This is a genomic window from Halomonas sp. 11-S5, from assembly GCF_029889825.1.
Lineage (GTDB): Bacteria > Pseudomonadota > Gammaproteobacteria > Pseudomonadales > Halomonadaceae > Halomonas.
In genome coordinates this window covers 21,139-45,978 of sequence record NZ_JARANW010000027.1, presented here as the reverse complement: position 1 = coordinate 45,978, position 24,840 = coordinate 21,139, and the positions used below count along the sequence as shown (strand labels likewise).

Genomic DNA, 24,840 nt, shown 5'->3' with positions numbered 1-24,840 from the left:
CAAGATCGTCGCCCCGGACCTCTATATCGCCGTGGGCATCAGCGGGGCCATCCAGCACCTGGCGGGCATGAAGGACTCCAAGGTGATCGTGGCGATCAACAAGGACGAGGAGGCGCCGATCTTCCAGGTGGCCGATTACGGCCTGGTGGCGGACCTCTTCGAGGCCCTGCCCGAGCTGGAAAGCAAGCTGTAAGGAAGATCGGGATCTTCCAGGTTGCGCCAGCGCGCGGGCCGGTCCCTTGGGGGCGGCCCGCGTCGTTCAGGGCGTCGATTAACGTCTTCTATACAAGGAATAACAGGAATCATTAGCAACAAGTGCCGTTCCCTGCCATCCTCGTAGGTGAACCGGGCCTACGGGGCCTATCCGACATCAACAAGGAGGAGTGATCATGGCGCATACCCTTCCTGATCTTCCCTATGCCTACGATGCCCTGGAACCGCATATCGATGCGTTGACCATGGAGATCCATCATTCCCGTCACCACCAGACCTATGTCAACAACCTCAATGCCGCCCTCGAAGGGACCGGCCTCGAGGACGTGCACGTGGAGGAGTTGATCGCCAACCTCGACCATGTGCCGGAGGGCAAGCGCCAGGCGGTGGTCAACAACGGCGGTGGCCATGCCAACCACTCGATGTTCTGGCAGATGATGTCGCCCGGCGGGGGAGGAGAGCCCCAGGGCGAGGTGGCCCGTGCCATCGAAGCGGAACTGGGCGGCTTAGATGCCTTCAAGGACGCCTTCACCAAGGCGGCACTGGGCCGCTTCGGCAGCGGCTGGGCCTGGCTCTCGGTGACCCCGGAGAAGTCGCTGGTGGTGGAGAACACCCTCAACCAGGACAGTCCCATCATGCACGGCAATACGCCGGTCCTGGGCCTGGATGTCTGGGAACACGCCTACTACCTGAAGTACCAGAACAAGCGCCCGGACTATGTGGCGGCCTTCTTCAACGTGATCAACTGGGAGGACGTCGAGCGTCGCTACCGCAATGCCACGGCCTGAGGCCGCGCCTTCCTTCCTCCAGACAAGCCGTGCCCTCAGGGGTGCGGCTTTTCTGTGCGTCGCGCCAGTGCAGACGATAACCATGTGTATTGATAATCGTTCGTATTGGTGGCATGGTGGGCGCTCTGCCCGGGACCACGACGGAGAGCCACGGTGAGGATCTTTCGCTTACAATTGCCATTCGGCATCGCCATCGGCGTGCTGGCCGCCGGCATGCTCCAGGCACAGCAGCCTGTGGTCGAGGAGGCGAGCCAGGCCCAGCACGCCCAGGCCGAGCTTCAGGCGCACCTCGACGCGGCCGACGACGAGAGTCGCAAGATGCTCCGCGAGCTGCGCCGGGTGGAGGCCGAGACCCGGCGCCTGGAGGCGCGCAGCGACGCCCTGGCGCCACGCCTCGAGCGCCGGGGCGAGCGCCTGGACCGCCGCGAGGCAGCGCTGGATACGCTGGCCGAGACCCGTGAAGTGCTGCCGGAAATCGAGCAGGCGCTGATCTCGCGCCTGCAGGCCTGGGTGGAGCGCGATCTGCCGTTCCTGAAGGATGAGCGCCTGGCCCGCGCCGCGGGTCTCGAGGCCGGCCTGGCCGATCCCGGCGCCTCGGCCGCGGAGCGCCTGGATCGACTCCTCGCCGCCTGGCGTACCGAGCTCGACTACGGCCGCGAGCTGGACGCCTGGCGCGGCACCCTGAACGAGGGGAGAGATGAGGGCGACGCCCGCCGTGAGGTGGACTTCCTGCGCCTGGGGCGGGTGGGTCTCTACTACCTGACCCCCGACGGGCGTGAGGGCGGCGTGTGGCGGGCCGATGCCGATCGCTGGGAACCACTGGATGAAGCCGGACGCATGGAGCTACGCCACGGCCTGCGCATCGTCCGCGACCAACGGGCACCGGAACTGCTGACCCTGCCGATCTCCCGGCCCCTCGAGCGGGCAGATACCACTGATGCGGAGGCGAGCTCATGAGCCATCCCTGGACGCGTGCCGCACGCCGTACCCTGGTGGGGCTGGTCATGGGCGGCCTGTTGATCGTCGGGCTGCCCGCCCAGTCTCAGGACGAGCCCCTGACCACTCTGCGCGCCGAGCGCGAGGCGGCCGAGGCCCGCGATGCGGCGCGGCTGGCCGCGTTGGTCGAGGATCGCGGCGCCCTGCAGGCGGCCCTCCAGCAGGCCCGCGAGGCCCACGACGAGGCTGAGGCGCGCTTCGCGGCCCTGTCGGAACAGCAGCAGGCCCAGCAGGTCCGCCGCGACGTGCTCGACGAACGCCAGGACGAGCAGGGTGAGGATATCAGGGCGGTGCTGGACACCCTGGCGCGTCACAGCGGCGAGCTGCGCGATGACCTGGCGGAGAGCTGGATCACGGTGAGCGGCGCGGCATTGCCGCCGCGCCTGGATGACGCCGAGGTACTCCGACCCGAGCACCTGGAGACCCTGGGCGATGCGCTGATAGCGCTGACCGCCGAGACCGGCCGGGTCGTCGCCTTCGACATGCCCGTGGCGGCGAGTGATGGCCGGCTCGCCACTCGCGAGGTGGTGCGCCTGGGTGATCTGGCCGCTTTCAGCGCGGGCGCACTGCTGGAGCGCGGCGCCGAGGAGGGCGTGCTCGCCACGGCGCCACGCACCCCGGGAGAGGTCAGCGAGCTGCTCGCCGACTTCCAGGCCGGGGAGGGCGAGCGGCTGGCGCTGGACCCTACCCGGGGCCAGGTCATCGAGGCCCTGGCTCAGCGGCCGAGCCTCACGGAGCGCTTCCAGCAGGGCGGCGCCGTGGGCTATGTGGTGGTGGGCCTGGGCGGCATCGGCCTGCTGATGGCGATGCTGCAGTATACCTACCTGCTCAGGGTGAGCGTGGCGACCCGCCGCCAGCGGCGCGACCTCAGCCGGCTACGCGAGGACAACCCGCTGGGCCGGGTGCTGCTGCGCTTCCGGGCGCTCGCCGACGATCCGGTGCCCGAGGCGCTGGAAGCGCGCCTCGACGAGGCGGTGCTGGCCGAGTTGCCGCGGCTCGAGCGCGGCCAGGCGCTGGTCAAACTGCTCGCCGCGGTGGCCCCGTTGCTGGGCCTGCTGGGCACCGTCACCGGGATGATCGTCACCTTCCAGGCGATCACGGTATTCGGCACCGGTGATCCCCAGCTGATGGCCGGCGGCATCAGCCAGGCGCTGGTCACCACCGTGTTGGGCCTGATCACCGCCGTGCCGCTGTTGTTCGCCCATACCGCCCTGGCGGGCCGTAGCCGTCACCTTGCCGGGGTGATGGAGGGCCAGGCCAGCGCGGCCCTGGCCGAACAGCTCGAGCATCGTCAGGTCGCCCCGAAAACTTCAGGGAGCGAGCGCCGTGCTGCCGCTCTGGCTTGAGCCCCTGGCGCGGCTGGTCGATGCCGGTGGGATCATCCTGGTGGGTATCGCCGGGGTGGCGGCACTGCTCTTCAGCTTGGCCCTGGAGCGGCTGCTGTTCTTTCGTATTACCTACCGCCGCGCGCGCCGCGCGCTGATCGCGCGCTGGGCGTCGCGCCCCGACCACCTGAGCTGGAGTGCCCGGACCCTGCGTGAGGCCTGGACCCGTGAACTGCTCGGCCGGCTGCGGCGTCCGTTGCCCTGGCTGAAGCTGCTGGTGGGGCTCTGCCCGCTGCTTGGTCTGCTGGGCACCGTCACCGGCATGATTGCCGTGTTCGACAGCCTGGCGCTGAGCGATACCGGCCAGGCCCGCGCCATGGCCGACGGCGTGGCGCGGGCCACCCTGCCGACCCTGGCCGGGATGGCGGTGGCAGTGGTGGGTCTGCTGTTCACCAGCCGACTGGAACAGCTCATCCGGCGCGAGGACCAGCGGCTGCATGACCGCCTGGCCCGCGCCGTGGAGGAATACCATGCGTAGACGCCGCGGCCTGACCGCCGAGGGAGGCGACGCCGGCGAGGTCAACCTGACCCCGATGCTGGACGTGGTCTTCATCATGCTGATCTTCTTCATCGTCACCACCAGCTTCATCAAGGAAAGCGGGGTAGAGATCGAGCGGCCCGAATCCAGCGCCGCCAGCCCTCAGCCCGACGCCCAGCTGATGGTGGCGATCACCTCGGGGGGCGCCGTCTGGGTGGACGGCCGGCCGGTGGATGCCCACCGCGTCGGCGAGGCGGTCGCCGCCCTGGTCAGTGGCGACGGCGGGGTGGTGATCCAGGCCGACCGCGAGGCCACCACCGGCCGGCTGATCGAGGTGATGGATCGTATCCGCGAGGCCGGTGTGGAGCAGATCGCGGTGGCTGCGACCCAGGGCACGCCATGATCCGGGTGCCCCTCTCGGCGCTGGCCGGCGTGTCCCTGGCGCTGCTGCTGTTCTGGCTGCTGGCGCTGCTGGTCGTGCCGCCGGAGCAGACGATTGAGCGGCCGGATGCTGCCGTGCCGCTGAAGCTGGCCTCGATGACGGAGGTCGTCGAACCCGCCGCGCCGGAAGCCGCGCCGGCCCCGGAAGAGGCGCCGTCTCCCTCCCTCGCCGAGGCCGAGTCCTTGCCTGAGCGACCCGACGCGATCCCCCTGTCTGAGCCTGATCCGCAGCCCGAACCGGAGCCGGAGCCGGAGCCGACCCCAGCGCCGGAGCCAGTGCCAGAATCGACTCCAGATCCGACTCCCGAACCGGCGCCAGTCCCAGAACCGGAGTCGATCCCTGATCCGGCACCAGCACCGCAGCCTGAGCCAGCATCTGCGGCGCCTTCCGAGCCCGTGGCCCTCGCCGCCGAGGAAAGCGCCGAGGAAAGCAAGCCCGCCGATGCTGCGCTGGAGGCTGTCTCCACCGCCGAGCCGGCCGGTCAGGGGAGTCAGGCCAGTGACGTGCCCGTGGAAGTGGGTGAGGCCATCCCGGTCAGCCGGGTGCCGCCAAACTACCCGCGGCGAGCCCTGCGACGAGGGCTGGAAGGCCATGTGGAGCTGGAATTCCTGATTCAGCCGGACGGTCGCGTTGACCCCTCGAGCATTCGGGTGCTGGAGGCTCGGCCGCGCAGGGCCTTCGAGGCGGCCGCCGAGTCGGCGGTGGCGGAGTGGCGTTTCGAGCCAGATGGCCGTCTGCGTCGGGCGCGGCAGCGGCTGGAGTTCCAGCTCAGATAGGCTGCGACAGGGAGCCCCCATGACCTGTCTTCGGGGTCACCACCGGCTGGCTGCTGATGGCGTCCTTGCCGGCACCGGGCGCCGGGTGCCTTATTGCCGCGGGCCAGTCGGGCCGGCTTGCAGCGCGAGCTCCGTCCACACTGGCGCGTGGTCGGAGGGCTTCTCCATGCCACGCAGGTCATAGTCGATGCCGGCGTCCGTCACCTTCTCGGCCAGCGGCGCGCTGACCAGGATATGGTCGATGCGCAGGCCGCGCCGGGGCTCGCGCTCGAAGCCGCGGGAGCGATAATCGAACCAGCTGAAGCGGTCGTCCGTCTCCGGGTAACGCACTCGATAGCTGTCGGTGAGTCCCCAGCCCTTGATGCCGGCGAGCCAGTCGCGCTCCACCGGCTGGAAGCTGGTCTTGCCCTCGCGCAGCCAGCGCTTGCGATTGGCCTCGCCGATGCCGATGTCGCGGTCCTCGGGGGAGATGTTGAAGTCGCCCATCACCGCCAGGCGCTCGTCGGGGCGGTGCTGCGTCTCCAGCAGGTGCTGAAGCTGAGTGTAGAAGGCACGCTTGTGGGGAAACTTCGCCGGGTGCTCGACGTTCTCGCCCTGGGGAAAGTAGCCGTTCCACACCGTCAGCGGGTCGCCATCCCCGCCACGCAGGCGCACCCCGATCATGCGCCGCTGGGCCGCCTCGCCGTCGTCGGGGAAGCCATGGAAGATCGCCTCCGGTTCGCCGCACTGGGCCGTGTCGACCATCAGCGCCACGCCGTAGTGGCCCTTCTGGCCGTGGTAGAAGACGCGATAGCCCAGCGCCTCCACCGCCGCCACGGGGAACTCGCTATCCTGGACCTTGGTTTCCTGCAGGCCGATCAGCGCCGGGCGATGCGCCTCGATCAGGGCGGCGAGCTGGTGCAGGCGGGCGCGGATGCCGTTGATGTTGAAAGAGACGAGACGCATCGTCAGTCGTCCTTCCACTCGGGGGTGTCGTTGCCCGATGTCTCGGGGTGGATGGCGATCGGCTGTCCCGATTCCTGGCGGGCCATCTTGCGGGCCGCCTGCAGCTTGCGCTGCTGGCGCTTCTTCTGGGTGAAGCGGGTCGTCGAGGTGACCTGGTCGGGATTCTCGTGGCGCCACTTCTTGAAATCCTTGCGCTTGCCGGTGCGGATCTGCACCTTGTCGGCGAGCGAGCGAGTCTTCTTCTGGCGTGTCATGATGCAACTCCTTGCATGAATGGATGCCATTCTACCAGTCGCGGCGGCCCTGCCGACAGCGACGAACCGGCGGTAGACGTCCGGGGGCGCCCTCGGCGCCGGAGACTGGTACAATGCCGGTTTGCGTCATGCACCCCATCCACCGATACGGATAAGACAGCACAGCCTATGAGCGAGTCGGAACAGACCACAGCACCGGCCCAGAACCGCAAGCCCAAGCGTCGTCGGCGCAAGCCGCGCCGTCGCCAGTCGAACTGGGATCTGCGCCAGTTCCAGGTCCCCGTCGTGGCGGGCAAGTGGCGCTTCCATGACTTCGACTTGCCGCTACCGTTGATGCGGGCCATCCATGCCCTGGACTTCGAATACTGCACGCCCATCCAGGCCGAGGCCCTGGCCCAGACCCTGCTGGGCGGTGACGTGGTCGGCAAGGCCCAGACCGGCACCGGCAAGACGGCCGCCTTCCTGATCTCGATCCTGGCCTACTTCCTCGAAGAGGAGGTTCCCAACGGCCAGAAGCCGGGCGCACCGCGGGCGCTGATCGTGGCCCCGACCCGCGAGCTGGCGCTGCAGATCGAGAAGGACGCCAAGGCCCTGGCGCGCTTCACGGATCTCAAGGTCGCAAGCGTCGTGGGCGGCATGGACTACCAGAAGCAGCGCGAGGCGCTGGGGGGCAAGCTCGACATCCTGGTCGCCACGCCCGGACGGCTGCTGGACTTCCATGAGAAGCGCGACGTCGACCTCACCCAGGTGGAAGTGCTGGTGCTGGACGAGGCAGACCGCATGCTCTCCATGGGCTTCATTCCCGACGTCAAGCGCATCATCCGCCACACGCCGAACAAGGAGCAGCGCCAGACCTTCCTGTTCTCGGCCACCTTCAGCCAGGACATCCTCAACCTGGCCAGCCAGTGGACCCATGAGCCGGCCCATGTGGAGATCGAGGTCACCGTCGACAACGCCGCCGATATCGACCAGCGCGTCTATATGGTCGGCGACGAGGACAAGCAGCGCCTGCTGGTCAACCTGCTCAAGCAGGAGAGCTTCGACCGCGTCATGGTATTCGGCAATCGTCGTGACCTGGTGCGCAAGCTCGACGACCTGCTCGAGAAGGCCGGTATCAGCGCCGCCATGCTCTCCGGCGACGTGCCCCAGAACCAGCGCATCGAGACCCTCGAGAAGTTCCGCGAGGGCCAGATCCAGGTGCTGGTCGCCACCGACGTGGCGGGGCGCGGCATCCACATCGAGGATGTCAGCCACGTGATCAACTACACCCTGCCGGAAGACCCCGAGGACTACGTGCACCGCATCGGACGCACCGGCCGCGCCGGCGCCAAGGGGGTATCGATCAGCTTCGTGGGCGAGGAGGACGCCTTCTCGCTGCCCGAGATCGAGCGCTACATCAACGACAAGCTGCCCTGCGAGCACCCGCCGGAAGGCCTGCTCTGACGGCCCATGCTTGAAGAGGCGCTGAAGGCCGAGATCCAGGACGCCTATCGGCGGGTGCTCGAGGGCCTCGAGCTCACGCCGCGCTACGGTCAGCGGCTGATGATCGCCGAGATCGCCCGCACCCTGGCGGGCATCGAGGCCGACGAGGCCGGCCGGCGCGTCAGCGACGAGCACGTTTGCGTGCTCGAGGCCGGCACCGGCACCGGCAAGACCCTGGCCTACCTGCTGGCCGCGCTGCCGGTGGCCAAGGCCCGCGGCAAGCGGCTGGTCATCGCCACCGCCACCGTGGCCCTGCAGGAGCAGGTGCTCCATCAGGACCTGCCGGCGCTCAAGGCCCACAGCGGACTCGACTTCGACTATGCCCTGGCCAAGGGGCGCGGGCGCTATGTCTGCGTGGCGCGTCTCGACCAGGCGCTGGACGGCGGGGAGGAGAACGCCACCCTGTCGCTCTTCGAGCAGTCTCTGGCCAGCGGCGGCGACGACTTCCAGGCGCTGGTCAAGGACCTGGGCGAGGCCTACGGCAACGGCCGCTGGGAGGGCGATCGCGACAGCTGGCCCGAGGCCATCGAGGACAGCCACTGGCGCCGCCTCACCGTGGACCACCGTCAGTGCACCAACCGCCGCTGCGGCCACTTCGGGGCCTGCGCCTTTTTCCGGGCTCGCCGCCATCTCGAGAGTGCCGATGTCATCGTCGCCAACCACGACCTGGTGCTGGCCGACCTGGCGCTGGGCGGCGGGGTGGTGCTGCCGGCCCCGGGCGACTGCATCCACGTCTTCGACGAGGGGCATCACCTGCCCGACAAGGCCCTCCAGCATTTCACCTACCGTTTCGCGGTGGGCGGGGCGCTGCGCTGGCTGAAGACCCTGAAGAGCTCGCTCAGCGAGCTCAACCAGGCGCTGGCCGTCCAGCCGACCCTGGCGCGGCTGCTGGCGGGGCTCCCGGAGGCGATCAACGCCCTGGAGCCCCGGCTCGGCGAGACCTTCGCCCTCGGCCACCAGCTGGCCGGCCGCCCCCAGGGGTTGGCCGACGGCGAGGAGAGCCGGCACCACCGTCTGGAGATGGGCCGAGCCCCCGAGGCGCTGCGCGAGCAGGCGGGTGGCCTGGTGGTGGTCTTCGCCGAGCTCTCCCGCACTCTGGAGAGCATGGCCGACATCCTGCGCGAGAGCCTCGACCCGGACAAGCACACCGGACTGCCGCGCGAGCAGGCCGAGGCCTGGCTGCCGCTGGTGGCGCTGCTCCACGGGCGTGCCCTGGAGGCCCATGCGCTGTGGCTGGCCTTTGCCGAGACCGATCCCGACGGCGAGCCCCCGCGCGCGCGCTGGCTGACCCTGGAGCGCTTCCATGGCGAGCCCGAGCTGAGCTTCTCGGCGAGCCCGGTCTCTGCCGCCCACACCCTCGCCAAGTCTCTGTGGGGAAGTACCTTCGGGGCGGTGATCACCTCGGCGACGCTCACCGCGCTGGGTCGCTTCGAGCGATTGCAGGAACGCGCGGGGCTGGCCAACCGCTATCGCTATCAGCGCCTGCCCAGTCCCTTCGACTACTCGCGGGCGGTGCTCAGCGTGCCCCGTGAAGCGGTTGATCCCGCCGACCGCGAGGGGCACGAGCGGGCCATCGTCGACTTCGTGGAAGCGCTCGGTGAGCAGGAGGCAGTGCTGATGCTGTTCTCGTCACGGGCCCAGCTGCGCGGTGTCGAAAAGGCGCTCTCCCGGGGCCGCCGCGAGCGGGTGCTGGCCCAGGACCGCCTGCCCAAGCGCGAGTTGATCAGCCGCCACCGGGCGCGGGTGGATGCGGGGGAGGGCAGCATCATCTTCGGCCTGGCGAGCTTTGCCGAGGGGATCGACCTGCCCGGTGACTACCTCACCCATGTGGTGATCACCCGGCTGCCCTTCTCGGTGCCGGATGATCCGGTCGGGGCGACGCTGGCGGAGTGGATCGAGAGCCGCGGCGGCAATGCCTTCATGCGCATCAGCGTGCCGGATGCCTCGATCAAGCTGGTGCAGGCCTGTGGCCGGCTGATCCGCAAGGAGGCCGACCATGGGCGCATCACCCTGCTCGATCGCCGGGTGCTGACCCGCCGCTACGGGCGGGCGCTGCTCGATGCCCTGCCGCCCTTCGTGCGCGAGATCGACGGGGTACGTGAGGTCTAGGGGTCAGGTGGCCTGGCGTCGCTCGGCCAGCACCGGCGCGAGCTTCTCGTTCATGCGCTTGAAGGATTCGATCGTGGTGTCCCAGTCGATGCAGGCATCGGTGATGGAGACGCCGTACTTGAGCTGGCTGAGATCCTCGGTCAGCTTCTGGTTGCCCCAGCCGATATTGGACTCGACCATCAGGCCGATGATCGAGTAGTTGCCGTCGAGGATCTGGTTGGTGACGTTCTCCAGCACCAGCGGCTGCAGGGCCGCATCCTTGTTGGAGTTGGCATGCGAGCAGTCGATCATGATGTTGGGCGTGATCCCGGCCTTCTTGAGTTCCTGCTCGGCCAGCGCCACGCTGACGCTGTCGTAGTTGGGCTTGCCGTTGCCGCCGCGCAGCACCACATGCCCGTAGGCGTTGCCGCGCGTGCGGATGATCGCCACCTGGCCGGCCTGGTCGATGCCCAGGAAGTTGTGGGGGTGGGAGACGGACTGCAGGGCATTGACCGCGACGTCCAGGCTGCCATCGGTGCCGTTCTTGAAGCCCACCGGGCAGGAGAGCCCCGAGGACATCTCGCGGTGGGTCTGGGACTCGGTGGTGCGCGCACCGATGGCCGACCAGCTGATGCAGTCCTGGATGTACTGGGGCGAGATGGGGTCCAGCGCCTCGGTGGCCAGCGGCAGGCCCATCTCGGCGAGCTCGACCAGCAGCTTGCGGGCGATGTGCAGGCCCTCCTCGATCTCGAAGGAGCCGTTGAGGTGGGGGTCGTTGATCAGGCCCTTCCAGCCCACCGTGGTGCGGGGCTTCTCGAAGTAGACGCGCATCACGATGTAGAGGCTGTCCCTGACATCGTCGGCCAGCTGGCGCAGGCGGCGGGCGTAGTCTAGGGCGGCATCCACGTCATGGATGGAGCAGGGGCCCACCACCATCAGCAGGCGAGGGTCACGGCCGTCCAGGATGGCCTGGATCGTCTCGCGTCCCTCGATCACCGTGTGTTCGGCGGCCTCGGTGAGGGGGATCTCCCGCTTCAGGGCCTCGGGCGTGATCAGGACGTCCTGGGCGAGAACGTTGAGGTTATTGACCTGCTGCTCTGACATTGTGCTTCCTGTGTCGTGTCTGCGCTGATGGCGATGTCCAGTGGCGTCTACTATCGCGCGCGGGGCCAGCAAATTCAATCGCCATGCGAACCCGTCCGGGCGCGGCCGGTCCCATCGACGGCAGCAGGGCAAGGCAACCGGCTTGATGGACGTTCAAGAAACAGGAACACTTGTACCTCTCGTGATTCATGACCCTGACCATTCAGCGGCTCCAAGGCCCAGGTTGACACTATGCTAGTAATGCCAGACCGTTCGCGACCCGCCGTTGGGTCGCTATCCGCACCTCTCTGTTCGGGGAGGGCCTGAATGGGCACCCGGGAAACCGACCAGCAGCTCGTCGAGCGCGCCCAGAAGGGGGACACCCGCGCCTTCGACCTGCTGGTGAAAAAGTACCAGCACAAGATCATCGGCCTGATCGGTCGCTACGTGCATGACCACGCCGAGGTGCAGGATGTGGCGCAGGAGGCCTTCATCAAGGCCTACCGGGCATTGGGCAAGTTCCGCGCCGAGAGCGCCTTCTACACCTGGATGTACCGCATCGCCATCAATACCGCGAAGAACTACCTGGTCTCCAAGGGGCGGCGTCCGCCGGGCAGCGACCTGGACATCGTCGATGCCGAGATCGTCGACCACAGCGGACGACTGGCCGATACCGAGACCCCCGAGGCCGCGCTGGCCCGCGACCAGCTCGAGGCGGCCATCTTCGAGGCGATCGAGGGCTTGCCCGATGACCTGCGGACCGCGATCACCCTGCGTGAGCTCGACGGCCTCTCCTACGAGGACATCGCCGCTATCATGCAGTGTCCCGTGGGTACCGTCCGCTCGCGGATCTTCCGGGCCCGGGAGGCGGTGGACCAGCATATCCGCCCGCTCGTCACCACCTCCCGCAACCAGGAGACGGTGGTCGAATGAGGCGAAACTGCAAGCTTTTTGACGATTTGCTGAACTGTCCGCCATCCGCGACGTCATATGCGGTGACCGGCCTGCCACTAGCAGGCAACTACATGCCGACGCGGTCAGGGCGACACGCGCCGATGTCGGGATCAACAGGCTGTCAAAGGACCCGGACCGGGTCGCCTTGTCGAGTGTGAGGGTGTGAAGAATGAGTCAGAACGCACGGGAATCGCTTTCTGCCCTGATGGACAACGAAGGGGATGAGCTGGAGCTTCGTCGAGTGCTTACGTCACTGGACGACGCCCCGGATGCGGCCGAGACCTGGCGCCGCTACCATCTGATGCGCAGCCTGATGCGGCGCGAACCGGGGGTCGATGTCGCTACCGATCTTTCGGCGGGCATCATGGCGCGTCTTCAGGACGAGCCGGTGCCCCGGGTCGATGCCGGCGAGGCGTCCGGGCGTCCCATTACGCTGGCGCGTGGCGCCGGCATCGCGGCCGCGGTGTCGCTGATGGTCATCAGCGGCGTGCAGTTCTACAACGGCAGCCTCGATGCGGGTCAGACCCCCACCGAAGTGGCTTCCCAGGGCCAGCCGGTGGGCGAGCAGCAGGCGAGTCCTGCCGCTTTCGGCGGGTCGGGGCTGGCCGCCTCTGGCGTCGATAGCCGTTCCTCGCTGCCGGGTCTGCCGCTCTTCCAGACCCCCTCCGGGGATTCCCGGGGCGTGATGACGGTGGGGGCGGACTTCGATTCGCCGTTGTTCCTCTCCCCGCGGCAGTCTGCCCGGGGTGACCAGCAACAGGCACAACTGCTGCAGTCCTATCTGGACCGCCATGCCGAGGGCGCGGCCTACCGCAGTGGAGATACCTGGATGCCGCTGCTGCGCGCGTCCGGTAGCGAGTCCCTGGGGCAGCACTGATGCGTCAGGGTCGTCCGACCCGTCTGCTCGGCGCGATGCTGGTCGCGGCCCTGCTGAGCCTCTCGTCAGGCGCCGTGGCTCAGTCCGACGCCGATCCGGCCCCGGCCGAGCGGTTCGACTGCCGCTCCCTGGCGGAGCGTGAGCCACCCGAGACCGCCCAGGAGTGGCTGGAGCGCAGCCTCTGGTCCAACCACTGCTACGATTTCCAGGCACGGGCGGTACGCATCGGCGGCGACGGGGTCCGTTCCCTGGCGCTTTCCCATGATGTCGTGGAAGGCGTCGAGCGCGAGGTGGCGCGGTTTCTGGACGGCCCCCCGGTGGTCTTCGAGCGGCGCGGGCGCATCGGTCGCTTGAGCTGGGCCGAGGGTAACGCCCCGGTGCCGGCCTCACCGTCGGGCATCGCCGAACACCTCGATGGCCTCTATCGCCTCCAGCTGAGCGGTGAGGAGCGTCTTGCCAATCGCACCACCCTCCGCCTCGACATCGAACCCCTGGATGGCATGCGCTACGGCCACCGTTTCTGGCTCGACACCGCCACGGGGCTGCCGCTCAAGCACATCCTGCTGGACGAGCATGGACGCGTGGTGGAGACCTTCCAGATCACCGAGCTGCGTCAGCCCCAGCTGCACCAGGGGGAGATCGAGCTCGACCGACGCCGTGCCCGCCCGCAGGATCCCTGGCACCCCGCCTGGCTGCCCACGGGCTTCATCCCCCAGCCGGTGGAGTCCCGCAGTTCCCGTCATGACGATGACATCGGCCACCGGGTCTTCAGTGACGGCCTCGCCACCCTCAGCCTGTTCGTGGAACCCGTGGAGGGGGCGGACCAGCTGATCCCGGGCATGCATCGCCTCGGCGTCTCCTACGCGGCCGTCCGCCAACGCAAACTCGGCGGTCGGACCCGCCAGGTCGTGGCGATGGGGGAGCTGCCACCCGGTGTCCTGCTGCGTGTGGCCGATTCGGTGGAGTGGCAGGACGGCGCTGAGGGCGATATGCCCTGAACCTTTTGACACCCAGGCGGTATGTAAGGACACATCCTTTTTTCCTATCCCTTGTCGAGCAGGAGCCTTTCATGAAGCGCATGACACGACACCTTTCCCTTTGGATGCTGCTCGCCACGGCCCTGCTGGTGTGGCAAACGGCCGTGGCCCGGGACCTGCCGGACTTCACCGAACTGGTCGATCAGGCCGCGCCCGGGGTGGTGAACATCTCCACCTCGCGGATGGTGGAGCGCACGGCGTCGCCCTTGCACAACTTCGGCGATCAGGAGATCCCCGAGATCCTGCGTCGCTTCTTCGGTGATCGCTTCGACGACCGTGTCCCGATGCCGCCCGGCGGGGGGCCGGAGCGCCGTGAGGAGCGCCAGTCGCTGGGGTCGGGCTTCATCATCGACGAGGCCGGCTACATCATGACCAATGCCCATGTGGTGGAGGGCGCCGACGAGATCCTGGTGCGGCTCAACGACCGGCGCGAGCTCCAGGCCGAGCTGATCGGGGCCGATGCCAAGACCGATGTCGCCTTGCTCAAGGTGGACGCCGAGGGCCTGCCGACCCTCACCCTGGGCGACTCCGATGATCTGCGGGTGGGGGAGTGGGTCGCCGCGATCGGCTCGCCCTTCGGTTTCGACCACTCGGTGACGGCCGGCATCGTCAGTGCCATCGATCGCACCCTGCCCCGCGATGCCTACGTACCCTTCATCCAGACCGACGTGGCGATCAATCCGGGCAACTCCGGCGGTCCGCTGTTCAACCTGGATGGCGAGGTAGTCGGCATCAACTCGCAGATCTTCACCCGCAGCGGCGGCTTCATGGGGCTCTCCTTCGCGATCCCCATCAACGTGGCGCTGGACGTGGCCGACCAGCTGCGTGACGGCGGTCGCGTCAATCGTGGTTGGCTGGGGGTGATGATCCAGCCGGTGTCCCGTGACCTGGCCGAGTCCTTCGGCATGGACAACCCTGAGGGCGCGCTGATCGCCGACCTCGACCCCGAGGGGCCGGCCGCCCGCGGCGGGCTCCAGGCCGGTGATGTCATCCTCGAGGTGAACGGCGAGGCGGTGGAGAGTGCCAGCACCCTGCCGCGGCTGATCGGACGGGTCAGCCCGGGCGGCGAGGTAGCACTGACGCTGCTGCGCGACGGTAAGCGTCGCGAGGAGACCATCACCGTGGGCGATTGGCCCGACAGCGAGGTTAGTGCGGCGAATGGCCAGGGCGAAGAGCCGGCGTCGGCACGGCTGGGCATCGCCGTGCAGCCGCTGGAGGAGGCCGAGCGGCGTGATCTCGGCATCGAGGGCGGCGCCCGGGTGCGCGAGGTGGACCCGCGTGGCGCCGCCGCGCAGGCGGGCATCCGTGCCGGCGACATCCTGGTCAGCATCGACCAACGCGTGGTGGAGGACCCCGACCAGCTTGCCGAACTGGTTGCCGAGCTGCCCGATGATCGGGCGATCCCGGTGCGTCTCTACCGCGACGGCCGTTCGCTGTTCGTGGCGCTGCGACTCTCCCACGGCTGATCTCGCTGTCCCACCAAGCGACAGTGATCGCGCGACCCGACGGCAGCCGCCGTCGGGTCGCTGTATCTGGCCGGCGCATCCCGCTACAATGGCGCCCAATCCGATCAGAGCCCGCCAGCCGACCGCAACGCGATCCATCCTGTCGGCCGTGGCCCGACACCCACAAGGCAGAATCGACTCGATGTCCCAAGATGCAACCTCCGACCCCCTCAAGCACATCCGCAACTTCTCGATCATCGCGCACATCGACCACGGCAAGTCGACCCTGGCCGATCGCCTGATCCAGACCTGCGGTGGGCTGACCGAGCGTGAGCTCAAGGAGCAGGTGCTCGACTCCATGGACCTCGAGCGCGAGCGTGGCATCACCATCAAAGCGCAGTCGGTAACGCTGGACTACCATGCCCAGGACGGTAACACCTACCAGCTGAACTTCATCGACACCCCGGGGCACGTGGATTTCTCCTACGAGGTCTCGCGGTCGTTGTATGCCTGTGAAGGCGCGCTACTGGTGGTTGATGCCGGTCAGGGCGTCGAGGCACAGTCGGTGGCCAACTGCTATACCGCCATCGAGCAGGGTCTCGAGGTGCTGCCGGTGCTCAACAAGATGGACCTGCCCCAGGCCGACCCGGACAAGGTCTCCCACGAGATCGAGGAGATCATCGGCCTGGATGCCACCGACGCCTGTCAGGTCTCGGCCAAGAGCGGGCTGGGCATCGATGCGCTGCTCGAGCGCCTGGTGCGCGACATCCCGCCCCCCAAGGGCGACCCCAAGGCGCCCCTCCAGGCGCTGATCATCGATTCCTGGTTCGACAACTACCTGGGCGTGGTCTCGCTGGTGCGGATCTTCGATGGCACCTTGAAGAAGGGCGAGAAGATCCGCATCAAGTCCACCGGCGGCGACTGGCAGGTCAACGAAGTGGGGATCTTCACCCCGCTGCGCCGTGAGACCGGCATCCTGCGCGCCGGTGAAGTGGGGTTCATCGTGGCCGGGATCAAGGAGATCCATGGCGCCCCGGTGGGGGATACCATCACTCACACCAAGACCCCGGACGTCGCGCGCCTGCCTGGCTTCCAGAAGGTCAAGCCGCAGGTCTACGCCGGGATGTTCCCGGTCAGTGCCGATGACTACGAGGACTTCCGCGACGCCCTCGAGAAGCTGGCGCTCAATGATGCCTCGCTGGGCTATGAGCCGGAGAACTCCGACGCCCTGGGCTTCGGCTTCCGGGTCGGCTTTCTCGGTACCCTGCACATGGAGATCGTCCAGGAGCGCCTCGAGCGCGAATATGACCTGGATCTGCTCACCACGGCGCCCACCGTGGTCTACGAGCTGGCCATGAAGAACGGCGCGGTCAGCTACGTCGCCAACCCCTCCAAGCTACCGGACATGGCCGACGTGGAGGAGATGCGCGAGCCCATCGTGCGCGCCAGCATCCTGGTGCCCCAGGAGTTCGTCGGCAATGTCATCACCGAGTGCGAGCAGCGCCGCGGCACCCAGCTCGACATGCAGTTCCTCGGCAGCCAGATCCAGCTCACCTACGAGCTGCCGATGAGCGAGGTGGTGATGGACTTCTTCGATCGCCTGAAGTCCATCTCCAAGGGCTATGCGTCGCTCGAGTACAACTTCGAGCGCTTCCAGGCGGCCCTACTGGTGCGCCTGGACGTGCTGATCAACGGTGACCGGGTCGATGCCCTGGCGGTGATCATCCATCGCGACCATGCCCACAGTCGCGGCCGCCTGTTGGTCGAGAAGATGAAGGAACTGATCCCGCGGCAGATGTTCGACGTGGCGATCCAGGCGGCCATCGGCGGCCAGGTGGTGGCACGTTCCACCGTCAAGGCGCTACGCAAGAACGTCACTGCCAAGTGCTACGGCGGCGATGTCAGCCGCAAGAAGAAGCTGCTCGAGAAGCAGAAAGCAGGCAAGAAACGCATGAAGCAGGTCGGGCGGGTGGAAATTCCCCAGGACGCCTTCCTTGCTGTGCTCAGGGTCAACGACTAGGGACGGATAACCGCATGGACTTCTCTTTGATGCTGGTGGTGGCGGTGGCCGTCACCGGAATGATCTGGCTGATCGATCTGCTCTGGTGGCGTCCTGCCCGCCGACAGCGGCTGGGCACGGCCGAGGCCGGCACCACCGAGGGACTCGGCGAACGGGCCCGCGAGAAGGCGCTCAAGGAGCCCTGGCCGGTGGACTACGCCCGCTCCTTCTTCCCGGTGCTGCTGGTGGTACTGATACTGCGCAGCTTCGTGGTCGAACCCTTCCAGATCCCGTCCGGCTCGATGCGCCCGACGCTTGAAGTCGGTGACTTCATCCTGGTCAACAAGTTCACCTACGGCCTGCGGCTGCCGGTGGTCAACACCCGCTTTCTTGAAATTGGTGAGCCGGAGCGGGGCGACGTCATGGTGTTCCGTTTCCCCGACGAGCCTTCCGTCAACTTCATCAAGCGGGTGGTGGGCCTGCCGGGCGACCGGATCCGCTATGCGGACAAGCAGCTGTTCGTCAACGGCGAGGCGGTGCCCAAGCGGCTGCTCGAGGCCGGCCCCCTCAAGGCGCCCACCGAGCTGCTGCTGGCCGAGCAGATGGGCGGACAGGAGCACCGCATCTACAATAATCCTCGGGCCCCCGGCCCCCAGGTGCGCGAGCTGGTGGTGCCGCAGGGGCACTACTTCGCGATGGGCGACAACCGTGACCACTCCAACGACAGCCGCTACTGGGGCTTCGTGCCGGAGGAGAACATCGTCGGCCAGGCCTTCGCCGTCTGGATGCACTGGGACGGCGGACTGCCGAGCTTCACCAGCGTGCGCCGTATCCAGTAGGGCAGCACCTGCCGCTCCTTGGGCCTGGCGGCTTGCGTACGTCGCCAGATCCAGACACACCCCCACGTTCGCCATCAATTATGCAGGAGCTCCGTGAGCAACTCCCTCAACGCCTTCAGCCGCCGCATTGGCCATGACTTCGCCGACCCCGGTCTGCTCGAGTTGGCCATGACCCATCGCAGCTATGGCGGCCAGAACAACGAACGCCTCGAGTTTCTCGGTGATTCCATCGTTAACTTCATCATCGCCGAGGTGCTCTTCCAGCGCTTTCCCCAGGCCCGGGAAGGGCAGCTGTCGCGCCTGCGCGCGCGCCTGGTCAAGGGCCCGACGTTGGCCGAGCTGGCCCGGGAGATGGCCTTCGGCGACTGCCTGCGGCTGGGCTCCGGCGAGATGAAGAGCGGCGGCCATCGCCGTGAATCGATTCTCGCCGATGCCGTCGAGGCGGTGCTCGGCGCGATCTACCTGGACGCCGGCATGCAAGTCGCCCGGGCCCGGGTGCTCTCCTGGTATGCCGAGCGGCTCGAAGCCATCAGCCTCGACGATACCCAGAAGGATCCCAAGACCCGCCTGCAGGAGTTCCTGCAGTCGCGTCAGGTGCCCCTGCCGCGCTACGAGGTGACCTCGGTGGAGGGCGAGGCCCATGCCCAGACCTTCACCGTCGAGTGTCAGGTTGAGGTGCTCGAGGAGCACACCCTAGGCGTCGGCGCGAGTCGGCGCCATGCCGAGCAGCAGGCTGCCGCCCAGGCGCTATCGCGCCTTGAGCCGGTCAAATCCAACAGCACGGGGGGCCGCCCATGACCACCACCTGCGGTTTCGTGGCCATCGTCGGCCGTCCCAATGTCGGCAAGTCGACGCTGATGAACCGGATCCTCGGCCAGAAGGTCTCGATCACCTCACGGCGTCCTCAGACCACCCGCCACCAGGTGATGGGCATCAAGACCGAGGGCGAGGCCCAGTTCATCTACGTCGACACCCCCGGCATCCATATCATGGCCAAGGATCGCAACAAGGCGATCAACCGCTTCATGAACCAGGCCGCCGTCCAGGCCCTGCGCGACGTGAACTGCGTGGTCTTCATCATCGACCGCACCCGCTGGAGCGACGAGGACCAGGTGGTGCTGCAGCGCCTCGAGCACGTCGAGGCACCGGTGGTCCTGGCCGTCAACAAGGTCGACCGCCTGCAGGACAAGGCCAGCCTGCTGCCCTGGCTGGAGCAGGTCGGCGCGCGCCGCGACTTCGCCGCCATCGTGCCGATCTCTGCCAAGCACGGCACCAACGTGCCCGAGCTCGAGGGCGAGGTCGCCAAGCACCTGCCCGAGAGCGTGCACTACTTCCCCGAGGACCAGATCACCGACAAGAGCCAGCGCTTCCTGGCCGCTGAGCTGGTGCGCGAGAAGGTGATGCGCCAGCTCGGCGACGAGCTGCCCTACCAGATGACCGTGGAGATCGAGGAGTTCCGCGACGAGGGGCGGGTGGTGCACATCAGCGCGCTGATCCTCGTCGAACGGGCCGGGCAGAAGAAGATCCTGATCGGCGAGAACGGCGAGCGCATCAAGAACATCGGCCGCGAGGCGCGCCTGGACATGGAGCGGGTGCTGGGCGCCAAGGTGATGCTCAACCTCTGGGTCAAGGTCAAGCGCGGCTGGTCCGACGACGAGCGGGCGCTGAAGAGCCTGGGCTACGACCTGGACTGATTGGTAAGCGCCAGGCTACAAGCGTCGAGCCGCCAAGGAAGGAGTCGCAAGGAGCGGCGAACGCCTTGCGACTTGGATCTTACCCTTCGCTTGGCCGCTTGGCCGCTTGGCCGCTTGGCCGCTTGGCTGCTTGTCCGAAGGATCGATCATGCAACCCCAACCAGCTTTCCTGCTCCACAAGCGCCCCTACCGCGAGACCAGCGCCCTGGTGGAGCTGCTGACCCTGCACCACGGGCGTGTCAGGGCCGTGGCCCAGGGCGTCCAGCGCCCCGGGTCGCGCTCCCGCGGGCGGCTGCAGCCCTTCGCCCCGCTGCACATCACCTGGGTCGGCGAGGGCGAGCTCAAGCGCCTGCGCTTGATGGAGGGACACGGCAGCGCGGCCCTGCTGGCCGGCGAGGGGCTGCTCTGTGGGCTCTATGCCAACGAACTGCTGACCCGGGTGCTGCCGGTGGAGCTACCCGTCGCCGAGGTCTTCGCCTTCTACACCGCCATGCTCGAGGCGCTGCCACGGCCCGAGGGACGCGCCGGCGTGCTGCGTCGGCTCGAGGTGGCGGTGCTCGAGGTGCTGGATGCCTGGCCGCGCTTCACCGATCCCGAGGGGGGTGAGCTCGATCCCCAGCGTCGCTATGTCCTCGATCCGGCCTCACGGGCCTTCGTGGCCGGCGAGGCCGGCATCGACGGGCGCACCCTGCGCTTGCTGGCCCGTGGTGACTGGTCCCAACCCGGGCTGGCCGGCCCCGCCAAGGCGGTCACCCGGGCGGCGCTGGCCCCGCTGCTCGGCAGCCGTCCGCTGCGCTCCCGCGAGCTGATGCGCCAGCTTGCCCAGCGTCGCCGTGCCGGGCTTCGCCCGGAGCTGTAAGCCATAAGCTTGAAGCTCTAAGAGTCGTGCTTCATCCGTCGCTGGTAAAACGCCCGCATCGCGGGCATGGGTTTGAGGTAACGCCTAGTCTCAGGTGTTGGTGGCAACATGCTGGCTTCCAGCTTCCAGCTTCCAGCTTCCAGCTTCCAGCTTCCAGCTTATCGCTTTACCCTTGACTCCTTGCCACTTGCCGCTTGCCGCTTGGCCGCTTGGCCGCTTGGCCGCTTGGCCGCTTGGCCGCTTGGCGCTTACCCTTCTTCCTTGATTCCTTGACCCTCGTCCCCTGGAGATCTTCCATGCATCCCCCCCGTATCCTGCTCGGCGTCAACATCGACCATATCGCTACCCTGCGCCAGGCCCGTGGCACCCGCTACCCGGATCCGATCCAGGCGGCGCTGCTCGCCGAGGAGGCCGGCGCCGACGGCATCACCGTGCATCTGCGCGAAGACCGTCGCCACATCCAGGAGCGCGACGTGCGCCTGCTGGTTGATGTGCTCAATACCCGCATGAACCTGGAAATGGCGGTCACCGAGGCGATGCTGTGCCTGGCGGAGGAATTGCGCCCGGCCCATGTCTGCCTGGTGCCCGAGAAGCGCGAGGAGCTGACCACCGAGGGCGGGCTCGACGTGGCGGGGAACTTCGAGGCCGTCGGCGCGGCCTGTCGGCGCCTGGCGGCGGCGGGGTGCGAGGTGTCGCTGTTCATCGATCCCGAGCCTGCCCAGATCGAGGCGGCGGCCAGGGCCGGCGCGCCGGTGATCGAGCTGCATACCGGTGCCTACGCCGAGGTCACGGGCGAGGCCGCCCGTCGCGAGCATGCCCGGCTCGCCGCCGCCGCCGAGATGGCCCACGAACTGGGACTCACCGTGAACGCCGGCCACGGCCTCAACTACCACAACGTCGAGGCGATCGCCGCGCTGCCCGGCCTCCACGAGCTCAACATCGGTCATGCGATCATTGCCCGGGCACTCTTCGTCGGCCTCAAGGAAGCCGTGGCCGAGATGAAGCGGCTGGCCATCGCCGGCCAGGAGGCGGGTCTCGTGGCCTCGCTCGAGGCGCACGACCACGATCATGACGCGGCGGCGGACTGCTGCCGATGATCATCGGGATCGGCACCGACATCGCCCGGGTGGCCCGCTTCGAGCGGGCCATGGAGCGACACGGCGAGCGCTTCGCGTTGCGCCTGCTCGGCGAGCGGGAACACGAACGGTTGCGTGGCCATGTCCTGCCCGCGGCCTTCCTGGCCAAGCGATTCGCCGCCAAGGAGGCCTTCGTCAAGGCGCTGGGCACCGGCCTGCGCCGCGGCATGCGCTGGACCGAGATCCAGGTGGTCAACGATGCGCTGGGGCGCCCGTCACTGGTGCTCTCCGGCAAGGCCCATGAGCTGGCCGAGGCGGCCGGCGTCAGATCGCTTCACCTGTCGCTCTCCGACGAGGAGGCCCTGGCGATGGCCTTTGTGGTGCTCGAGGGCTGAGCCGCCTGCCAGGCGCGCAGCTCGCCCATGGCGGCATAGAGGTCGGGCAGTAGCGGCACCACGGCGCACAGGCCCCGCGAGCGCAGGCGGGTCTCCAGGGTCTCGGCCAGCAGCCCCAGGCGTGGCGTGCCGCAATAGCGACAGGCGCCATTGAGAGCATGCAGGGCGTCGAGCAGGGCCACCTCGTCGTCGCGCTCGACGGCGTCACGGATGGCCTGCTTGCTGCGCGCCAGGGAGTCGGCCAGCTTGTCCAGCAGTTCCCGGGCGAGGGGCTCGCGTCCGCCGGCCAGGCGGGCGCCCAGTTCCAGGTCGACCACCGCCAGCTCCTGGTCCTCCTCTCCCTTCCCCGGGCTCGGGGCGTCACCGCGCGCCGACGGCTCGCTCTCTGCAGCCCGCGGCGGCAGCACGATGCCCAGGTGCTCCTCCAGCAGCTGAGCGAGGCGTTGCGGCTGCAGCGGCTTGATCAGCACATCGTCGAGTCCGCTCTCGCGCAGCCCCCGGTGCTGTTCACCCTGTACATGGGCGGTGACGGCGATGATCGGCACCCGCCGCCAGGCGCCGCCGAGCCGCCTCAGTGCCCGGGTCGTCTCCACGCCGTCCATGCCCGCCATGCGGATGTCCATCAACACCAGGTCGAAGTCCCGGTCATGCGCCAGCGCCAGGGCTTCCTCCCCGCTCGCCGCCTGGGTGACCGTGAGCCCGGGCCCGGCCAGCAGCTCGCTCAGCAGCAGCCGGTTGGACTCGGTGTCATCGACGACCAGCAGCCGGACCGGCGACGCGGCCTGCCGGCGCTGCGTGGGGGCCGGTAGGGCCCGAGGGGGGCCCGCCAGATGGCGGACCACCGCATCGGCCAGGGCCGAGCGGGCGACCGGCTTGCCCAGGACCTCGCCGCCATGCGGCAGGGGCAGGGCCGGCAGGTCGGGGGGACTGACGTTGACCAACAGCAGGGCGGGGCAGCCCAGTCCGTCCAGCCGGCGCCGCCATCCCGAGAGACGCGCCTCATCGAGGTCCTCGCTGCTCAGCCCCGCCACGACCAGCGAGGCGGCAGGCTCGCTCCCGGCGCTCGCCTGGGTGGTGACGCGGGCGCCCCAGCGGCTCATCAGGTGCTGCAGGGCGCGACGCGTAGGCGGGTGGGGCTCCTCGAGCACGATGACTTCCCCGGCCAGGCAGAGCTCCGGGGCGCGCTCGGTCTGCGTGCTGCCCGACAGCGGCAGGGTGAAGGCGAAGGTCGAGCCCGTGCCGGGCACGCTCTCGGCGTCGATCTCCCCGCCCATCTGCTCGACCAGCTGCCGGCAGATGGCCAGCCCCAGGCCGGTGCCGCCGAACTCCCGAGGATGGCTGATGTCGGCCTGGTGGAAGGCCTGGAACAGGCGTCGGCGAGCCTCGTCGGTCAGGCCCATGCCGGTGTCGCTGACGCTGACCCGCAGGATCACCTGGCTGGCCTCGGCCTGTTCCAGCATGACCCGCACGATCACCTCGCCCCGGTCGGTGAACTTGAGGGCGTTGTTGACCAGGTTGGTGAGCACCTGGCGGACCCGCAGCGGGTCGCCCTTGAGGTCGGCCGGCACGTCGTCGTAGACCAGGCCGAGCAGCTGCAGGCCCTTCTGCTGGGCCAACGGGGCCTGCAGGCCCAGCACCTCGTCGACCAGGCCGACCATGTCCAGCGCTAGCATCTCGAGCTCCACCCGGCCGGCCTCCAGCTTGGAGAAATCCAGCACATCGTTGACCAGCATCAGTAGGTTGTCGCAGGCCCGTTGCACGTGGTCCAGCCATTCGCGCTGGCGCGGTTCCAGCCGCGAACGCCCCAGCAGCCGACAGAAACCGACGATGCCGTTGAGGGGGGTGCGGATCTCGTGGCTCATGTTGGCCAGGAACTCCGACTTGACGCGGTTGGCCTCCAGGGCCCGGCGGTGGGCCAGGTCCAGCTCGATGTTCTGGACCTCGATGGTCTCCATGGACTCCTGGAGCTCGTCGGTGGCCTGCTCGATCTGGGCCTGCATCTCCTCGCGCGCCGTCTCCAGGTGGGCGGCCAGGTCATTGACGCGCTGGGCCAGCCCGGCCAGTTCCGGTGTCGGGGGGATGGCCAGCCGCTCCGGCACCACGCCGAGGGCCAGGCGATCCAGGGCGCGACCGGCGTCCTCCAGCGGCTGACTCAGCCGTCGCGTGGTGGCATGGGCCGCCAGGAACAGCAGCAGGCCGGCGAGCATCAGCGCCAGGCTGGCGCTGGCCAGGTGGCGGTAGAAGCTCAGCAGCAGGGGAGTGGTGTCGATATCCAGCGCCAGCCAGGTCGGCGTCGGTGCGCCGGGCAAGGGGACCTGCAGCAGCCAACGATGATCGCGGTCCAGCAGGTGTGAGGCGTCGAACTCGGGCGGCGCCGGTGGGTCGCGAAACCGGCCGCGCTCCAGCAGAGACTCACCCTGGTCATTCAGGAGGCTCAGCGCCTGGACATGGGGCAGCGCCAGCAGGCCGTCGGTCAGGCGTGACAGCGCCCGCTCGTCCTCCCGCGCCAGGGCATCGTCCAGGGCCGGCGCGACCAGCTCGGCGCCCCGTGTCAGCTCATCGCGCAGCGTCGCGTGGCGCTGGCGATCCTCGAGTGCCAGGGCCGCGCCGACGAGCAGGGCCAGCAGCAGCAGGGGGAGGCCGAGGATCATCAGCATCAGTCGGGTCTTGAGGGACATCGGCGGCTCGTCGGGCGGTGAATCGGCGTCCAGTATGCCACAGGGCGGGCAGATGCC

At 68.3% G+C, this 24,840-nt stretch carries 24 protein-coding genes; 20 read left to right on the top strand and 4 right to left on the bottom strand.

All coding sequences use genetic code 11. From position 1 onward, the window contains the following. The 7 genes from OP497_RS15150 to OP497_RS15120 all read left to right on the top strand — a co-directional run. The coding region (locus tag OP497_RS15150) for an FAD-binding protein (RefSeq protein WP_280549881.1) at nucleotides 1-193 on the top strand (193 nt) is incomplete at its 5' end. 196 nt (nucleotides 194-389) lie between these two features. Then, nucleotides 390-1,001, top strand: a complete 612-nt coding sequence (locus OP497_RS15145; RefSeq protein ID WP_280549879.1) for a superoxide dismutase — start codon at nucleotides 390-392, stop codon at nucleotides 999-1,001. A 153-nt stretch (nucleotides 1,002-1,154) separates the two neighbouring features. Then, nucleotides 1,155-1,958 carry a DUF3450 domain-containing protein gene (locus OP497_RS15140; RefSeq protein WP_280549877.1) on the top strand — a complete coding sequence of 268 codons (804 nt, stop codon included), beginning with the start codon at nucleotides 1,155-1,157 and terminating at the stop codon, nucleotides 1,956-1,958. Nucleotides 1,959-2,005: 47 nt separating this feature from the next. Continuing rightward, complete coding sequence (locus OP497_RS15135) at nucleotides 2,006-3,343, top strand: MotA/TolQ/ExbB proton channel family protein (protein WP_280549885.1); 1,338 nt, start codon at nucleotides 2,006-2,008, stop codon at nucleotides 3,341-3,343. Continuing rightward, nucleotides 3,327-3,860 (top strand): MotA/TolQ/ExbB proton channel family protein, encoded by a 534-nt coding sequence (locus tag OP497_RS15130; RefSeq protein WP_280549883.1) that lies wholly within the window; start codon nucleotides 3,327-3,329, stop codon nucleotides 3,858-3,860. The genes OP497_RS15135 and OP497_RS15130 overlap by 17 nt, the downstream gene beginning before the upstream one ends. Beyond that, entirely contained in the window at nucleotides 3,853-4,263 is a 411-nt protein-coding gene (locus OP497_RS15125; RefSeq protein WP_280549875.1) for a biopolymer transporter ExbD, read from the top strand. The genes OP497_RS15130 and OP497_RS15125 overlap by 8 nt, the downstream gene beginning before the upstream one ends. Continuing rightward, nucleotides 4,260-5,078 carry a TonB family protein gene (locus tag OP497_RS15120; protein ID WP_280549873.1) on the top strand — a complete coding sequence of 273 codons (819 nt, stop codon included), beginning with the start codon at nucleotides 4,260-4,262 and terminating at the stop codon, nucleotides 5,076-5,078. The genes OP497_RS15125 and OP497_RS15120 overlap by 4 nt, the downstream gene beginning before the upstream one ends. Before the next feature lie 90 nt (nucleotides 5,079-5,168). Here OP497_RS15120 and xthA read toward each other — a convergent pair whose 3' ends face one another. Both xthA and OP497_RS15110 read right to left on the bottom strand, forming a co-directional pair. Next, the gene (gene xthA / locus OP497_RS15115; protein ID WP_280549871.1) at nucleotides 5,169-6,023 is read right to left on the bottom strand and encodes an exodeoxyribonuclease III; all 855 of its coding nucleotides are present in this window, start codon (nucleotides 6,021-6,023) and stop codon (nucleotides 5,169-5,171) included. 2 nt (nucleotides 6,024-6,025) lie between these two features. Then, entirely contained in the window at nucleotides 6,026-6,277 is a 252-nt protein-coding gene (locus tag OP497_RS15110) for a hypothetical protein (protein WP_280549869.1), read from the bottom strand. 168 nt (nucleotides 6,278-6,445) lie between these two features. On the opposite strand from OP497_RS15110, the gene rhlB reads away from it, so the two are divergent. Both rhlB and dinG read left to right on the top strand, forming a co-directional pair. Continuing rightward, nucleotides 6,446-7,720, top strand: coding sequence for an ATP-dependent RNA helicase RhlB (rhlB, locus tag OP497_RS15105; RefSeq protein WP_280549867.1), 1,275 nt, complete (start codon nucleotides 6,446-6,448; stop codon nucleotides 7,718-7,720). 6 nt (nucleotides 7,721-7,726) lie between these two features. Then, complete coding sequence (dinG, locus tag OP497_RS15100) at nucleotides 7,727-9,868, top strand: ATP-dependent DNA helicase DinG (RefSeq protein ID WP_280549865.1); 2,142 nt, start codon at nucleotides 7,727-7,729, stop codon at nucleotides 9,866-9,868. A gap of 3 nt (nucleotides 9,869-9,871) precedes the next feature. Here dinG and OP497_RS15095 read toward each other — a convergent pair whose 3' ends face one another. Next, the gene (locus tag OP497_RS15095; RefSeq protein ID WP_280549862.1) at nucleotides 9,872-10,951 is read right to left on the bottom strand and encodes a 3-deoxy-7-phosphoheptulonate synthase; all 1,080 of its coding nucleotides are present in this window, start codon (nucleotides 10,949-10,951) and stop codon (nucleotides 9,872-9,874) included. Between the two features lie 306 nt (nucleotides 10,952-11,257). Here OP497_RS15095 and rpoE point away from each other — a divergent pair, with 306 nt between their 5' ends. From rpoE to OP497_RS15040, 11 genes are all read left to right on the top strand, one after another. Beyond that, nucleotides 11,258-11,863, top strand: coding sequence for an RNA polymerase sigma factor RpoE (gene rpoE / locus OP497_RS15090; protein ID WP_280549860.1), 606 nt, complete (start codon nucleotides 11,258-11,260; stop codon nucleotides 11,861-11,863). A 190-nt stretch (nucleotides 11,864-12,053) separates the two neighbouring features. Beyond that, nucleotides 12,054-12,761, top strand: coding sequence for a sigma-E factor negative regulatory protein (locus tag OP497_RS15085; protein WP_280549858.1), 708 nt, complete (start codon nucleotides 12,054-12,056; stop codon nucleotides 12,759-12,761). Next, entirely contained in the window at nucleotides 12,761-13,759 is a 999-nt protein-coding gene (locus tag OP497_RS15080) for a MucB/RseB C-terminal domain-containing protein (protein WP_280549856.1), read from the top strand. The genes OP497_RS15085 and OP497_RS15080 overlap by 1 nt, the downstream gene beginning before the upstream one ends. A gap of 71 nt (nucleotides 13,760-13,830) precedes the next feature. Further along, nucleotides 13,831-15,264: a DegQ family serine endoprotease gene (locus tag OP497_RS15075; protein ID WP_280549854.1), complete on the top strand. Its 1,434-nt coding sequence runs from the start codon at nucleotides 13,831-13,833 to the stop codon at nucleotides 15,262-15,264. A 181-nt stretch (nucleotides 15,265-15,445) separates the two neighbouring features. Beyond that, nucleotides 15,446-17,263, top strand: a complete 1,818-nt coding sequence (lepA, locus tag OP497_RS15070; protein WP_280549852.1) for a translation elongation factor 4 — start codon at nucleotides 15,446-15,448, stop codon at nucleotides 17,261-17,263. Nucleotides 17,264-17,277: 14 nt separating this feature from the next. Next, nucleotides 17,278-18,081: a signal peptidase I gene (gene lepB / locus OP497_RS15065; RefSeq protein ID WP_280549850.1), complete on the top strand. Its 804-nt coding sequence runs from the start codon at nucleotides 17,278-17,280 to the stop codon at nucleotides 18,079-18,081. A gap of 93 nt (nucleotides 18,082-18,174) precedes the next feature. Next, on the top strand, nucleotides 18,175-18,879 hold the full coding sequence (rnc, locus tag OP497_RS15060) for a ribonuclease III (RefSeq protein ID WP_280549848.1): 705 nt from the start codon (nucleotides 18,175-18,177) through the stop codon (nucleotides 18,877-18,879). Further along, complete coding sequence (era, locus tag OP497_RS15055; protein WP_280549846.1) at nucleotides 18,876-19,775, top strand: GTPase Era; 900 nt, start codon at nucleotides 18,876-18,878, stop codon at nucleotides 19,773-19,775. The genes rnc and era overlap by 4 nt, the downstream gene beginning before the upstream one ends. Before the next feature lie 148 nt (nucleotides 19,776-19,923). Continuing rightward, nucleotides 19,924-20,634, top strand: coding sequence for a DNA repair protein RecO (recO, locus tag OP497_RS15050; protein ID WP_280549844.1), 711 nt, complete (start codon nucleotides 19,924-19,926; stop codon nucleotides 20,632-20,634). Nucleotides 20,635-20,930: 296 nt separating this feature from the next. Beyond that, the gene (pdxJ, locus tag OP497_RS15045; protein WP_280549842.1) at nucleotides 20,931-21,731 is read left to right on the top strand and encodes a pyridoxine 5'-phosphate synthase; all 801 of its coding nucleotides are present in this window, start codon (nucleotides 20,931-20,933) and stop codon (nucleotides 21,729-21,731) included. Then, a complete protein-coding gene (locus OP497_RS15040; protein ID WP_280549839.1) occupies nucleotides 21,728-22,105 on the top strand; it encodes a holo-ACP synthase in 378 nt (125 codons plus the stop codon). The genes pdxJ and OP497_RS15040 overlap by 4 nt, the downstream gene beginning before the upstream one ends. Here OP497_RS15040 and OP497_RS15035 read toward each other — a convergent pair. Next, complete coding sequence (locus OP497_RS15035; RefSeq protein ID WP_280549837.1) at nucleotides 22,045-24,783, bottom strand: ATP-binding protein; 2,739 nt, start codon at nucleotides 24,781-24,783, stop codon at nucleotides 22,045-22,047. The genes OP497_RS15040 and OP497_RS15035 overlap by 61 nt on opposite strands. Nucleotides 24,784-24,840: the final 57 nt, after the last annotated feature.

Bases quoted from the DNA above. Each gene is read 5' to 3' on its own strand.
- OP497_RS15120 (WP_280549873.1), top strand. From the start codon at position 4,260: ATGATCCGGGTGCCCCTCTCGGCGCTGGCCGGCGTGTCCCTGGCGCTG.
- rpoE (WP_280549860.1), top strand. From the start codon at position 11,258: ATGGGCACCCGGGAAACCGACCAGCAGCTCGTCGAGCGCGCCCAGAAG.
- pdxJ (WP_280549842.1), top strand. From the start codon at position 20,931: ATGCATCCCCCCCGTATCCTGCTCGGCGTCAACATCGACCATATCGCT.
- recO (WP_280549844.1), top strand. From the start codon at position 19,924: ATGCAACCCCAACCAGCTTTCCTGCTCCACAAGCGCCCCTACCGCGAG.
- OP497_RS15075 (WP_280549854.1), top strand. From the start codon at position 13,831: ATGAAGCGCATGACACGACACCTTTCCCTTTGGATGCTGCTCGCCACG.
- OP497_RS15080 (WP_280549856.1), top strand. From the start codon at position 12,761: ATGCGTCAGGGTCGTCCGACCCGTCTGCTCGGCGCGATGCTGGTCGCG.
- OP497_RS15135 (WP_280549885.1), top strand. From the start codon at position 2,006: ATGGGCGGCCTGTTGATCGTCGGGCTGCCCGCCCAGTCTCAGGACGAG.
- OP497_RS15040 (WP_280549839.1), top strand. From the start codon at position 21,728: ATGATCATCGGGATCGGCACCGACATCGCCCGGGTGGCCCGCTTCGAG.
- era (WP_280549846.1), top strand. From the start codon at position 18,876: ATGACCACCACCTGCGGTTTCGTGGCCATCGTCGGCCGTCCCAATGTC.
- xthA (WP_280549871.1), bottom strand. From the start codon at position 6,023: ATGCGTCTCGTCTCTTTCAACATCAACGGCATCCGCGCCCGCCTGCAC.
- OP497_RS15095 (WP_280549862.1), bottom strand. From the start codon at position 10,951: ATGTCAGAGCAGCAGGTCAATAACCTCAACGTTCTCGCCCAGGACGTC.
- OP497_RS15145 (WP_280549879.1), top strand. From the start codon at position 390: ATGGCGCATACCCTTCCTGATCTTCCCTATGCCTACGATGCCCTGGAA.
- rhlB (WP_280549867.1), top strand. From the start codon at position 6,446: ATGAGCGAGTCGGAACAGACCACAGCACCGGCCCAGAACCGCAAGCCC.
- lepA (WP_280549852.1), top strand. From the start codon at position 15,446: ATGTCCCAAGATGCAACCTCCGACCCCCTCAAGCACATCCGCAACTTC.
- lepB (WP_280549850.1), top strand. From the start codon at position 17,278: ATGGACTTCTCTTTGATGCTGGTGGTGGCGGTGGCCGTCACCGGAATG.
- dinG (WP_280549865.1), top strand. From the start codon at position 7,727: ATGCTTGAAGAGGCGCTGAAGGCCGAGATCCAGGACGCCTATCGGCGG.
- OP497_RS15035 (WP_280549837.1), bottom strand. From the start codon at position 24,783: ATGTCCCTCAAGACCCGACTGATGCTGATGATCCTCGGCCTCCCCCTG.
- OP497_RS15110 (WP_280549869.1), bottom strand. From the start codon at position 6,277: ATGACACGCCAGAAGAAGACTCGCTCGCTCGCCGACAAGGTGCAGATC.
- OP497_RS15125 (WP_280549875.1), top strand. From the start codon at position 3,853: ATGCGTAGACGCCGCGGCCTGACCGCCGAGGGAGGCGACGCCGGCGAG.
- OP497_RS15085 (WP_280549858.1), top strand. From the start codon at position 12,054: ATGAGTCAGAACGCACGGGAATCGCTTTCTGCCCTGATGGACAACGAA.